Genomic DNA, 13,437 nt, shown 5'->3' on the forward strand with positions numbered 1-13,437 from the left:
GTGGTGGGTGATGACGGGATCGAACCGCCGACATTCTGCTTGTAAGGCAGACGCTCTCCCAGCTGAGCTAATCACCCGTTTGCATCTCCGAGGCCGCGAAATTTACGCAGGTAACGAACCTAAGTCAATAGCAGGATTGAAGTTTTTCTGAAAAAGACAAAATTATGTCTATGCAGCAAGAGCGCTTTCGCGAGCAAGCCCGCTCCCACAGGGGAATGCATTCCAAATGTGGGACCGGCGGTGCGACGATTCGACTTGCTCGCGAAAGCAGCACATTCAACATCAAACCCGGAGCTTACTCGCTGTAAATCATCTTCTTGGTCATGCCGCCATCGACCACAAATTCCTGGCCGGTGACAAATCCGGCATTCCTCGACAGCAGCCAGGCCACCATCGCCGCGACATCCTCGACCTTCCCCACCCTGCCCGCCGGATGCTGGGCATGATCGGCCTCGGTCAAGGGTTCGGCACGTTGCACCGAGGGGTCGCGCGCATCGATCCAGCCAGGACTGACGGCATTGACCCGGATCTCCGGGCCAAGGCTGATGGCCAACGCATGCGTCAGGGCCAGCAAACCACCCTTGCTCGCCGCATAGGCCTCCGTGTCGGGCTCTGACTGCCCGGCGCGGGTCGAGGCCAGATTGACGATGGCGCCGCTGTGAGCGCGCAGGTACGGTGCACAGTGTTTGGCCAGCAACATCGGCCCACTGAGGTTCACCGCCAACACCCGATTCCAGTGAGCCAGGTCGAGGCTTTCCAGTGTGATGTTGTGCGGATCGGCAACCGCTGCATTGCACACCAACGCATCCAGGCGCCCGAACTGACCGAGCACCTCGGCTACGCCCAGCGCGACTTGCCCCTCGTTGGAGACATCCATGGCGATGAACCAGGCATTGTCGCCCAGCACTTTCGCCACTTTCGAACCGCGCTCCCGGTCCAGATCCGTCAGCACGACTTGCCAGCCTTCGCTGATCAGCCAGGCCGAAATCCCCAGACCAATACCCCGCGCAGCACCGGTCACCAGCGCTACGCGGCCATTTGAGCCGGTGGTCGGCGCAGACAACTCGATCACAACGCAGCCAGGCCGCGTGCCAGATCGGCTTGCAGGTCCGCCACGTCTTCCAGGCCGACCGCAACGCGGATCAGGCTGTCACGAATACCCGCCGCTTCACGCTCTTGCGGCGCCAGGCGACCATGGGAGGTGGTGCTCGGATGGGTGATGGTGGTTTTGCTGTCACCCAGGTTGGCGGTGATCGAAATCAGGCGCGTGGCGTCGATAAAGCGCCAGGCGCCCTCTTTGCCGCCCTTGACCTCAAAACTGACGACCGCACCGAACCCCTTCTGCTGGCGCAGCGCCAATTCGTGCTGCGGATGGCTCTTGAGGCCGGCGTAATGGACTTTCTCGATACCGTCCTGCTGCTCCAGCCACTCGGCCAGCTGCTGGGCGTTGGCGCAATGGGCCTTCATCCGCAGGTTCAACGTTTCCAGGCCCTTGAGGAAGATCCAGGCGTTGAACGGGCTCAGGGTCGGCCCGGCGGTGCGCAAGAAACCAACCACCTCTTTCATCTGCTCGCCACGACCGGCCACGACACCGCCCATGCAACGACCCTGGCCGTCGATGAATTTGGTGGCCGAGTGCACGACGATGTCCGCGCCCATTTTCAGCGGTTGCTGCAATGCAGGGGTGCAGAAGCAGTTATCGACCACCAGCATCGCACCTTTGGCGTGAGCGATTTTCGCCAGTTCGGCAATGTCCACCAGCTCGGCCAGCGGGTTGGACGGCGATTCGACGAACAGCAATTTGGTGTTGGCCTTGATTGCCGCGTCCCAGCCGGACAAGTCCGCCAAGGGCACGTAATCGACTTCGATACCGAAACGTTTGAAGTACTTCTCGAACAGGCTGATGGTCGAGCCAAACACGCTGCGTGACACCAGCACGTGATCGCCGGCGCTGCACAGGCTCATCACCACCGCCATGATCGCGGCCATGCCGGTCGCGGTGGCCACGGCCTGCTCGGCGCTTTCCAGCGCGGCAATGCGCTCTTCAAAGGCACGCACAGTCGGGTTGGTGTAGCGCGAGTAGACGTTGCCCGGCACTTCGCCGGCAAAACGCGCGGCGGCATCGGCGGCGGTACGGAATACATAGCTGGAAGTGAAGAACATCGGATCACCGTGTTCACCTTCCGGCGTACGGTGTTGACCGGCACGTACGGCCAGGGTATCGAACGCTACGCCTTCGAGGTCGCTGTCCAGCCGACCGGCATCCCAATCCTGACTCATGCTGTCACTCCTTGCCTTGCTCTTGATAGATAAATGTCTTTTTGCCAGATACAAAACCGGCCCCTCAGGGCCGGTAGTTACTCAGTTGTTGTACAGATCGATGATCGCACTGACTGCCTGCGTCTTGACCTTGGAGGCATCGTTGCGTGCCTGCTCGATCTTGTTCAGATACGCTTCGTCGACGTCGCCGGTGACGTACTGGCCGTCGAACACCGCGCAATCGAACTTGTCGATCTTGATCTTGCCGCCCCCGACCGCTTCGATCAAGTCAGGCAAGTCCTGATAGATCAGCCAGTCGGCACCGATCAGGTCTGCCACGTCCTGGGTCGAACGGTTGTGGGCGATCAGCTCGTGAGCGCTCGGCATGTCGATGCCGTAGACGTTCGGGTAGCGAACCGCTGGCGCCGCGGAGCAGAAGTAAACGTTCTTGGCACCGGCTTCGCGGGCCATCTGGATGATCTGCTTGCAAGTGGTACCGCGAACGATGGAATCGTCCACCAGCATCACGTTCTTGCCGCGGAATTCCAGCTCGATGGCGTTGAGTTTCTGGCGTACGGATTTTTTCCGCGCGGCCTGGCCCGGCATGATGAAGGTCCGGCCGATGTAGCGGTTCTTCACGAAGCCTTCGCGGAACTTCACGCCCAGGTGGTTCGCCAGCTCCAGCGCGGCGGTGCGGCTGGTGTCCGGAATCGGGATGACCACGTCGATGTCGTGATCCGGGCGCTCGCGCAGGATCTTCTCGGCGAGTTTCTCGCCCATGCGCAGACGGGCCTTGTAGACCGAAACGCCATCGATGATCGAGTCCGGACGCGCCAGGTAGACGTGCTCGAAGATGCACGGGGTCAGGGATGGGTTGGTCGCGCACTGACGGGTGTACAGCTTGCCCTCTTCAGTGATGTAGACCGCTTCGCCCGGTGCCAGGTCGCGAATCAGGGTGAAGCCGAGCACGTCCAGGGAAACGCTTTCCGAGGCGATCATGTACTCGACGCCTTCGTCGGTGTGACGCTGGCCGAAAACGATCGGGCGGATGCCGTGCGGGTCGCGGAAACCGACGATGCCGTAGCCGGTGATCATCGCTACGACGGCATAACCACCGACGCAACGGTTGTGCACGTCGGTGACGGCGGCGAAAACGTCTTCTTCGGTCGGCTGCAACTTGCCGCGCTGGGCCAGTTCGTGTGCGAACACGTTGAGCAGTACTTCCGAATCGGAACTGGTGTTGACGTGGCGCAGGTCAGATTCGTAAATCTCCTTGGCCAGTTGTTCAACATTGGTCAGGTTACCGTTGTGCGCCAGGGTGATGCCGTAAGGCGAGTTGACGTAAAACGGTTGAGCTTCAGCCGACGTCGAGCTGCCCGCGGTTGGATAACGCACATGGCCAATACCCATGTGACCGACCAGGCGCTGCATGTGACGTTGCTGGAACACGTCACGCACCAGGCCATTGTCCTTGCGCAGGAATAACCGGCCATCATGGCTGGTCACGATACCGGCAGCGTCCTGGCCGCGGTGCTGGAGGACGGTTAGCGCGTCATACAGCGCCTGATTGACGTTCGACTTACCGACGATACCGACGATGCCACACATGCGACGCAACCCCTACTTAATGGATCTGAACTGAGCACTACTCACTGAGGCGTTTTGGCCATCGGCAAGAGTTGCTCCTTGAACGGAATATCAGCGGGTACGCTGATTCCGCTGGCAAGCCACTGACTGCTCCACCCGAGGATCAGGTTTTTGGACCAGTCTGCAACCAATAAAAATTTTGGCACGAGCTGTGACTCTTTCCACCACTCGTCCTGCTGTACCGGCCCCAGGCTCAACAGCCCGACGGCGATAACCACCAGCAACCCGCCACGGGCGGCGCCGAAGGCCATGCCGAGGAATCGGTCGGTCCCGGAGAGCCCGGTGACGCGAACCAGTTCGCCGATAAGATAATTGATCATTGCGCCTACGATTAAAGTGGCGACAAACATGATGGCACAGCCCGTTATTATACGTGCCGATGGCGTTTGAATGTACCCGCCGAGGTACTCGGACAGTGAGCCACCGAACATCCAGGCTACGACTCCTGCGATGATCCAGGTCAACAGCGACAGTGCTTCCTTGACGAAGCCGCGGCTCAGACTGATCAATGCGGAGATGGCGACGATTGCAACGATCGCCCAGTCAACCCAGGTAAATGGCACAGTGCAGCCTACAGACGGATAAGGCGGCGCATTTTAGCAGAGCCCATGCTTATCGGTAAGCTGCGATTGTCAGTGCATTTCAAATCGGGCCGATAGTTTTAGCCACGCTCCGGTTGAAAGCGCACCACAAACCCCTTGAGGTTCTGTTGGCGGTTGAGCAAGTCACGCAGCCGGTCGGCTTCGGCACGCTCGATCAGCGGCCCGACATACACCCGGTTTTTGCCGTCGGCGGTACGGATGTAGGCGTTGTAACCCTGGCTGCGCAGGGTTTTCTGCAGTTTTTCCGCGCTTTCACGGTTCGACAGGCTGGCCAGTTGCACCGACCAGCTGACAGACAAACCATTGGCATCGACACGGCTTTGCGTGGTGTCCGGCTTGCCCGGTGCCGCGGTGATTGGCTGGGCAGGCGCCGTTGCAGGCTTAGCCGCCAAAGCCGGGACCGGCGCGGGTGCAGCCGGCTTGGCTGCCGGCGCTGGCGTTGGTACCACCGGAACAGCTGGCACTGCCGATTCCTGCTGGGCGATTTCGTCATCGCTCGGCACGGGCTCCTGAGGCAGGGCTTGCGGCTCAGGCACCGCCACGGGCTCGACCTGTACCTGGGGCATCTCCGGCGCCTGCGGAGCCGCGGGCGCTTCGACCGTCACCTGGCGTTGTTCGTCCTGACGGGAAAACAGCATCGGCAGAAAAATCACCGCCAGCGCGACCAACACCAGGGCGCCAACCATGCGCTGTTTGTATGCCTTATCCAGCAATGCCATTTGCCGCTTCCTCCGTGGAGCGCCGGGCCAACCACTCAAGGGCCTCGGCGACACAATAAAATGATCCGAACAACAGGATTTCGTCGTCGCTCGTGGCCTGCGCGCACTGCCCTTCCAGGGCGGCCGCGACACTGTCGTATGACGTGACCGACGCACCAAGACCTTGCAACGCGGCGTGCAAATCCGCAACCGAACGTGCCCGAGGCGAATCCAGAGGTGCAACGGCCCAGTGCTGGACACTAGCATTCAATTCACCGACAACACCACCCAGGTCTTTGTCCGCCAGCAACCCGAACACCGCCAGACGCTTGCCGACCGGCGGGCGGCTGGCCAGGCGACGAGCCAGATACTCCGCCGCATGAGGGTTATGCCCCACATCCAGCAATAGATTCAAGCGCTTGCCTTGCCACTCGAACTCACGGCGATCCAGGCGACCGACCACCCGAGTGGCCCGTAGCGCCTCGATAATCTGCGCATCCGCCCAAGGCAAGCCCAGCAGCAGGTAAGCCTGCAACGCCAGTGCGGCGTTTTCCATCGGTAGATCGAGCAGTGGCAGGTCGCGCAGCTCCACCGCGCACCCCTGCCCATCGACACCGCGCCATTGCCAGTTGTGATCGGTCACACCGAGGTCAAAATCGCGCCCACGCAGGAAAAACGGGCAATTGAGCTCGCGTGCCTTGTCCAGCAGAGGTTGTGGAGGATTCAGATCGCCGCAGAGCGCAGGCGCGCCCTGACGGAAAATACCGGCCTTCTCGAAGGCCACGGACTCCCGGGTATCACCAAGGTAGTCCGCATGATCGACGCCAATACTGGTAACCAGCGCCATGTCGGCGTCCACCACGTTGACCGTGTCCAAGCGACCGCCCAGACCGACTTCCAGCACCACTGCATCGAGCCCGGAGCGCTGGAACAGCCAGAATGCCGCCAGGGTACCCATTTCGAAGTAAGTCAGGGACGTGTCGCCGCGCCCGGCCTCTACCGCGGCAAAGGCCTCGCACAGTTCGGCATCCGTGGCTTCGACACCATTGACGGTTACCCGCTCGTTGTAACGCAGCAGGTGTGGGGAGTTGTACACCCCCACTTTCAAGCCCTGGGCCCGCAGCAAGGACGCCACGAACGCACAGGTGGAACCTTTGCCGTTGGTCCCGGTGACCGTAATCACCCGAGGCGCCGGCTTACCCAGTCCCATTCGGGACGCTACCTGCTGCGATCGCTCCAGGCCCATGTCGATGGCTGAAGGGTGCAACTGCTCAAGGTAGGCGAGCCATTCGCCAAGGGTACGTTGGGTCATAGGCTGGCGGGTACCGGTGGAACAACGATCGGCTCGATGGGGGCAGCCACGAACTTCGGCGTCGGCAGCCCCATCATTTGTGCCAGCAGGTTGCCCAGACGCGGACGCAGCTCCTGACGGTCAATGATCATGTCGATGGCGCCGTGCTCCAGCAGGAACTCGCTGCGCTGGAAGCCTTCCGGCAGTTTCTCGCGCACGGTTTGCTCGATCACACGCGGGCCGGCAAAACCGATCAACGCCTTCGGCTCGCCGACAATCACGTCGCCCAGCATCGCCAGACTGGCGGAAACGCCGCCGTAGACCGGGTCGGTCAACACGGAGATGAACGGGATGCCTTCTTCACGCAGACGGGCCAGCACCGCTGAGGTCTTGGCCATTTGCATCAGGGAAATCAGCGCTTCCTGCATCCGTGCACCGCCGGAAGCCGAGAAGCAGATCATCGGGCAACGTTTTTCCAGGGCGTAGTTGGCGGCGCGAACGAAACGCTCACCGACGATGGCGCCCATCGAACCGCCCATGAAGGCAAATTCGAACGCCGAAACCACGACCGGCATGCCCAGCAAAGTGCCGCTCATGGAAACCAGTGCGTCTTTTTCGCCAGTCTGCTTTTGTGCAGCGGTCAGGCGGTCCTTGTACTTCTTGCCGTCGCGGAATTTCAGACGGTCAACCGGTTCCAGGTCCGCACCCAGCTCGGCACGGCCTTCAACATCGAGGAAGATGTCGATACGGGCGCGGGCGCCAATACGCATGTGATGGTTGCACTTTGGGCAAACGTCCAGGGTCTTTTCCAGTTCCGGACGATACAGCACAGCCTCGCAAGACGGGCATTTGTGCCAAAGACCTTCAGGCACCGAGCTCTTCTTGACCTCGGAACGCATGATCGAAGGGATCAGTTTGTCTACTAACCAGTTGCTCATGCTTTCTTTCTCCAGTACCGGCGGCCCGAACGCTCTGGTTCGCGGCCCCGTGTATGCCCTAGCGCTAAATTCATGTGTGCGGCGATGATCAGTGAATGGCCGGGTCAGCGAAACGTGACCTGCGTACCACCCCATAACCCTCAGCCGTTTTGTACAGTGCAGTGGACGGCGGCAGACTGCCAGCCGTCACATCAACGGGTGCTACCGCGTACCGCTTTGATAAATGCCTGAATCTTTGCGTGATCCTTGATGCCCTTGCTCGCCTCTACCCCGCCGCTGACATCCACGGCATAAGGCCGAACGCGGGCAATCGCTTCGGCGACGTTATCCGGCGTCAGACCACCCGCCAGAATGACCGGCTTGCTCAAGCCTTGCGGTATCAGTGACCAGTCGAATGCCTCACCGGTTCCTCCGGGAACGCCTTCGACATAAGTGTCGAGAAGGATTCCACTGGCACTTGCATAAGCATCGCAGGCCGCGGCGATGTCATCACCCGCCTTGACTCGTAGCGCCTTGATGTACGGCCGGTGCCAGTCTTCGCATTCAGCGGCGGTTTCGTCGCCATGGAACTGCAACAGGTCCAGCGGTACGGCGTCGAGGATTTCCCCCAGCTCGCAACGGCTGGCATTGACGAACAAGCCCACGGTGGTCACGAACGGCGGCAGCGCCTTGATGATCGAGCGCGCCTGCTGGACCGTCACCGCACGGGGGCTTTTGGCGTAGAACACGAATCCGATGGCATCCGCCCCGGCCTCGACGGCTGCCAACGCATCCTCTATGCGGGTAATCCCACAGATCTTGCTGCGAACGGCTGACATGTCGATACAACTCCAAGACAAATCCGGGAAAGTCCCGGATGGTAACAAAAGCGTTCGAGGGCGTCAGCCGCCAAGTTCCGAGAAGCCGGTCAGGAAGTGCGGACCGATGTAGCGCTCGGGCAACTCGAACTCGTCACGGTACTCGACCTGAACCAGATACAAGCCGAATGGATGCGCGGTCACGCCACCGGTCCGTCGAATCCGGCTCTCCAGCACCTCTTTCATCCACTCCACCGGCCGCTCTCCGGCGCCAATGGTCATCAGCACACCGGCAATGTTGCGCACCATATGATGCAGGAAGGCGCTGGCGCGAATATCCAGCACGATCATCTTGCCGTGACGGGTAACGCGCAGGTGATGCAATTCTTTGATCGGCGACTTGGCCTGGCACTGACCGGCGCGAAAAGCGCTGAAATCATGGGTGCCAAGCAGGTACTGGGCGGCCTCGGCCATGCGCTCGACGTCCAGCGGACGGTGGTTCCAGGTCACCTCTTCGTTCAAGTGCGCCGGGCGGATCTGATCGTTGTAGATCACGTAGCGATAACGCCGGGCAATGGCCTTGAACCGCGCATGGAAATGCGCCGGCATGACCTTGGCCCAACTGACACTGACGTCATGGGGCAAGTTGATGTTGGCGCCCATGGTCCAGGCCTTCATCGAGCGCTCGACCTGAGTGTCGAAATGCACCACTTGTCCGCAGGCATGCACCCCGGCGTCGGTACGCCCGGCGCACATCAGCGAAACGGGCGAGTCGGCGACTTTGGACAAGGCGTTTTCGAGGGTTTCCTGCACGGTGAGCACCCCGGACGCCTGGCGCTGCCAGCCGCGGTAGCGCGAGCCTTTGTATTCGACGCCCAGCGCGATCCGGAAAAAGCCGTCGGCTGCCATTTCGGCGGCCGGGTTATCTATATTTGCCAAGGAGGGACAGCCTGATGATGTACCAAAGGCGGGCATTATAAGGCCGCCGGGCGGGGATGCCAGAGAGTTCTCCATTGACTGTCCCGGCCTCATCGCGGGCAAGCCCGCTCCCACAGGTTTTGTGAACGACATAAATCTCTGTGGGAGCAGGCTTGCCCGCGATGAGGCCCGAGCAAACAACATCCATTAATGAGCCAAACAAAAACGGCAGCCTCAATGGGCTGCCGCTTTTTTTCAACCCGCCGATCAATCAAGCCAGGCGCGCAAGCATCTCCGCGGCTTCACTCTTCTGCTCGGCACTGCCTTCGCTTACCACCTCATTGAGGATGTCGCGAGCACCGTCGCTGTCGCCCATGTCGATATAGGCCTGAGCCAGATCGAGCTTGGTAGCGGCTTCGTCAGTACCCGAGAGGAAATCGAAGTCATCATCGCCATCCAGCGCGGCATCAGCTTCGGTAAAGGTCGGCTCGCCGATGCTGTTGGACAAGCTCTCCAGTTCGGCGTTGACATCATCCAGCTCTGCAGCGAACGCATCCGGCGCGTCCAGTTCCTCGGCCAGCGACAGATCGAAATCGGCCGGCAACTCCAGATCATCCAGCGCGACCTCAGGAACAGCCGGGGTTTCGGCAACCGGGAAATCCTTCACGCCCTCATCCAGATCCAGCAGGAAATCGTCTTCAGCCAGCATCGCCGGCGACGGTTGCGCACCGAGATCCAGGTCGAGGTCGAAGTCCGACAGATCGTCGAGGTTTTCCTTGATTTCAGTCTGCTGCTGCAACACCGACTCAAAGCTCAGATCGTCGTCCAGCGGGAACTCACCAAGGTCTGGCAACGCCGCCACTTCAGGCTCCGCTGCAGGTGCTGGCGCCAAAGGCGTAATCGCGTCCAGATCATCCAGGCTCAGGTCGAAGGCGCTGTCGAGGTCATCCTCGAACGGTGCTGGTGCTGGTTCTGGCGCTGGTGCTTGCGGCTCATCGAGCAACAGTTCCTTGACGTATTGCGCGTCCAGCTCGGCAGCAACGGCGGCTGCGGCGATGCCACCGGCAGCCACCAGCGCCATGGCCGGGAAGCGACTTTTGAGTTTTTCAACCTGGGCAAAGTTGTCGCCATTGGCCACCAACTGACGCTCTTGGCCGACGAACGCATCGCGGTCGCCTTGCTGGCCGTAGACTTCCATCAGTTTCAAGCGCAGATCGCTGCGCTTGGGCTCTTGCTTGACGCCGTCCTCCAGCAACGCGGCGGCCTGATTCAGGCGACCGGCATTGATGTGCGACTGAGCCTGACCCAGCACGTCGTCGGAACGCTCGGCAGCCGGCGCCACCAATGGTGCGGCGATCGGCGTGGTCATCACCACCGGAGCAACCACCGGCGCTGGCGCGGGAGCAGGCGTCGGGGTAGTCGCCAGCTTCACGCTCGGCGGCGGAACTTCCAGGCCTTCGAAGCTGCTTTCCGGCAAGTCGAAATCGGCCGAGAACGGCTGATCTTCGGCCAAGGCACGGGCCATGCGCAGATGTTTCTCGGCTGCTTGCTGGGCTTTGCGTCGACGCGCCAGCAACAGCAGCAGGAGCAGGAGAATCACCGCACCGCCACCGACCAGGCCCAGCAGCAGCGGATTGGTCAGCAATTCATTGAACTTCTGATCGTCAGATGCCGCCGGTGCCGCCTCGACAGGCTTCTCGGCTGGCGCGGGCGTTGCCTCAGGGGCAGGCGCAGCGGCAACCGGTGCAGGCGCTGCCACCGGGTTGGCAGCCAGCTCGGCCGACATTGCCGGCGCTGTCGCAGCGGCTGGTGCAGCGGCCGCGCCCTCGGTTTGCAACTTGGCCAGTTGGTTGTTCTTCAACTCGATCAGGCGCTGCAGCTTGTCCACCTGGCTTTGCAGATCGGCCATGCGGCTTTTCAGTTCGGCGTTATCACGACGACTGGTGTCGAGGCTTTCCTGGGTCACCGCCAGCTTGTTGCTGAGGGCCTTGGCATCTCCGGCAGCCCCTTTGCCAGGGTTCTTGCCGGACTCGGCAGACACCAGGCTCAACTTGTCGGTGGCCGCTTGCGCCGGAGCACCCTCGGTACGAGCGCGATTGGTGGCGTCGAGCTGTTGCTGCCCTGCCCCGGGTTTTGCCACATAGCGGCGACCCTGGCGCCAGGCCTTGTTCTGTGCGGCCACTTCGGCAATGGCCTTGGCTTGCGGCAGGCCGGTGCTCTGCGCCTGGTCAGGCATGCGCAGCACCTGGCCGGTTTTCAGGCGATTGATGTTGCCGTCGATAAAGGCATCCGGGTTCAACGCCTGGATGGCCAGCATGGTTTGCTGGATCGAACCGCCATTACGCGCCTTTGCGGCGATTTCCCACAGGGTATCGCGCGGCGTGGTGGTGTATTGGGACGGTTTGGTCGCACCGGTGACGGGCGCGGCAACCGTCGAGGTCGGCTGCGCAGCCGCTTCAGCGGTTTGCGGCGAGAATTTGGACGGATCGAGCAGCACACTGTAGTCACGCAGCAAGCGACCGTTCGGCCACATGACCTGAACCAGGAACTTCACCATGGGTTCGGAAAGTGGCTTGCTGGAGGTCACGCGCAGGATGCTTTTGCCGCTGGCGTTGAGCACCGGGGTGAAGGTCAAGTCGTTGAGAAACGCCTGGCGGTCGACACCGGCCTTGGCGAAATCGTCTGGTGAGGCCAGGCTCGGTACCACTTCGGCGGCGGTGAGGTCCTTGACATCGAGCAGCTCGATTTCCGCTACCAGCGGCTGGTTGAGCGTCGATTTCAGGGTCAACTCCCCGAGCCCGAGGGCATGCGCCATACCGGAGGACAGCGCCGAGGCGGCCGCTATTGCTAACACCAGTTTGCGAACTTGAACCATTAGCTCATCCTTAGTTTGAACATTCCTCGGCCAGCGAGAAGGTATTGATAGTCGCTGCCGTAAGGCATTGCACGCAACGGCGAGGGTCGTCGCGCGCGGTCATTTCATTGATGCCCGGCAAAGCCCCGCAGGGTGGCTCTGCCTTCAGCACTCCGGCAAGCATAGGCTCGTGCGGAATCATTCGACAAATTGTTGCAAAGTATCTTTTACAGCAGGTCTTTTATCAACAACTCGGCCAGCTGCACAGCGTTGAGCGCCGCGCCTTTGCGTACGTTATCTGACGTCAGCCACAGATTAAGTTCCGACGTGTCGTCAATACCATGGCGAACCCGACCAACGTAGACCACATCCTGGCCTACCGCATCGCCCACCGGCGTCGGGTAATCACCGGCTTCCACCAGTTCGATGCCAGGTGCGTCTTCCAAGGCCGCATTGATCTTCCCCAGGTCGATTTCACTCGCGGACTGCAGGGTCACGCTATAGCTATCGCCAAAAAACACCGGGGCTTGAATGCAAGTGACGGAAATCTTCAATGAAGGCCGCGCCATGACCTGGCGCAGCTCACGCACCAGGCGTTTTTCCAGCAACGTATGACCTTGCTCATCCGGTTTACCGACCTGGGCCAACAGGTTGAAGGCCATCTGCCGATCAAAGAACTTCGGCTCCAGCGGCCGCACATTCAGCAGTTCGGCGGTTTGCCGGGCTAGCTCGCTCACGGCTTCGCGACCCTGGGCGGATACCGCCAGGCTGGCGGCCAGGCTGATGCACTGCAAATCAAGCAAATCCATCAGTGGCGCAAGCACCACCGCCAGCGTGGTGGCCGACGGGCTTGGACTGCTGACCTGAAAGGGTTTTTTCAGGCCGGCCAACACTTGGGCATTGGCTTCAGGCACAACCTGTGGCGCCTTTTCGGCCGGCAGGGCACCGGAGAGATCGATAACCGAGCAACCGGCATCGGTCGCGCGGGAAGCGAAACTCAACGAAACCGACGGGCCGGCGGCAAAGAATGCCAATTGCACCTTGCTGAAGTCGAACTGATCGACTTCCCGCACCCGCACGTTCTTGCCGCGAAACGGCACCGAACTGCCAGCCGACTCGCTGCTGGCCAGCAGGTGCAGGTTACCGATCGGGAAATCGCGCTCTTCGAGAATCTGCACAAGTGTTTCGCCGACAGTACCGGTGGCGCCGATCACGGCAATATCAATGGTCTGGCTCATGGGTTTTACCTCTGGCGAAACGGGGGGAGCGGCACTTTACCGGGTGGTTGGGATACAGGCAATTCTGCCGGAGATTTGTAGTGTCTGTACCAGCCTCATCGCGAGCAAGCCCTCTCCCACAGGGGTACGCATTCCAATGTGGGAGCGAGCTTGCTCGCGATGACGGAATATCAGACAACCCATAAACATCAGGTT

General features: G+C 60.9%; 11 protein-coding genes and 1 tRNA gene. All 12 read right to left on the reverse strand.

Annotation, left to right across the window (positions count from 1 at the left end; translation table 11 throughout):
* Window position 1 precedes the first annotated feature (1 nt).
* Window positions 2-77: transfer RNA gene (locus AC3WTM_RS12980), tRNA-Val, on the reverse strand.
* Between the two features lie 218 nt (window positions 78-295).
* Window positions 296-1,072 (reverse strand): SDR family oxidoreductase, encoded by a 777-nt coding sequence (locus tag AC3WTM_RS12985; RefSeq protein WP_090454230.1) that lies wholly within the window; start codon window positions 1,070-1,072, stop codon window positions 296-298.
* Entirely contained in the window at window positions 1,069-2,280 is a 1,212-nt protein-coding gene (locus AC3WTM_RS12990) for an O-succinylhomoserine sulfhydrylase (protein WP_057715568.1), read from the reverse strand. The genes AC3WTM_RS12985 and AC3WTM_RS12990 overlap by 4 nt, the downstream gene beginning before the upstream one ends.
* Window positions 2,281-2,361: 81 nt before the next feature.
* Window positions 2,362-3,867, reverse strand: coding sequence for an amidophosphoribosyltransferase (gene purF, locus AC3WTM_RS12995; protein ID WP_007975670.1), 1,506 nt, complete (start codon window positions 3,865-3,867; stop codon window positions 2,362-2,364).
* 41 nt (window positions 3,868-3,908) lie between these two features.
* On the reverse strand, window positions 3,909-4,469 hold the full coding sequence (locus tag AC3WTM_RS13000; RefSeq protein WP_102668749.1) for a CvpA family protein: 561 nt from the start codon (window positions 4,467-4,469) through the stop codon (window positions 3,909-3,911).
* A 98-nt stretch (window positions 4,470-4,567) separates the two neighbouring features.
* A complete protein-coding gene (locus AC3WTM_RS13005) occupies window positions 4,568-5,227 on the reverse strand; it encodes an SPOR domain-containing protein (RefSeq protein ID WP_102668750.1) in 660 nt (219 codons plus the stop codon).
* The gene (folC, locus tag AC3WTM_RS13010; RefSeq protein WP_102668751.1) at window positions 5,211-6,518 is read right to left on the reverse strand and encodes a bifunctional tetrahydrofolate synthase/dihydrofolate synthase; all 1,308 of its coding nucleotides are present in this window, start codon (window positions 6,516-6,518) and stop codon (window positions 5,211-5,213) included. Before folC ends, AC3WTM_RS13005 begins: the two co-directional genes overlap by 17 nt.
* Window positions 6,515-7,435, reverse strand: a complete 921-nt coding sequence (gene accD / locus AC3WTM_RS13015) for an acetyl-CoA carboxylase, carboxyltransferase subunit beta (RefSeq protein WP_102668752.1) — start codon at window positions 7,433-7,435, stop codon at window positions 6,515-6,517. The genes folC and accD overlap by 4 nt, the downstream gene beginning before the upstream one ends.
* A 191-nt stretch (window positions 7,436-7,626) precedes the next feature.
* The gene (locus tag AC3WTM_RS13020) at window positions 7,627-8,253 is read right to left on the reverse strand and encodes a phosphoribosylanthranilate isomerase (RefSeq protein ID WP_102668753.1); all 627 of its coding nucleotides are present in this window, start codon (window positions 8,251-8,253) and stop codon (window positions 7,627-7,629) included.
* Window positions 8,254-8,316: 63 nt separating this feature from the next.
* Window positions 8,317-9,141, reverse strand: coding sequence for a tRNA pseudouridine(38-40) synthase TruA (gene truA, locus AC3WTM_RS13025; protein WP_032829430.1), 825 nt, complete (start codon window positions 9,139-9,141; stop codon window positions 8,317-8,319).
* Between the two features lie 280 nt (window positions 9,142-9,421).
* Window positions 9,422-12,025, reverse strand: coding sequence for a motility hub landmark protein FimV (locus tag AC3WTM_RS13030; protein ID WP_102668754.1), 2,604 nt, complete (start codon window positions 12,023-12,025; stop codon window positions 9,422-9,424).
* A gap of 206 nt (window positions 12,026-12,231) precedes the next feature.
* Complete coding sequence (locus tag AC3WTM_RS13035) at window positions 12,232-13,242, reverse strand: aspartate-semialdehyde dehydrogenase (protein ID WP_102668755.1); 1,011 nt, start codon at window positions 13,240-13,242, stop codon at window positions 12,232-12,234.
* Window positions 13,243-13,437 lie beyond the last annotated feature (195 nt).

It is taken from the genome of Pseudomonas sp. EU05-FHT14B02, from assembly GCF_058791055.1.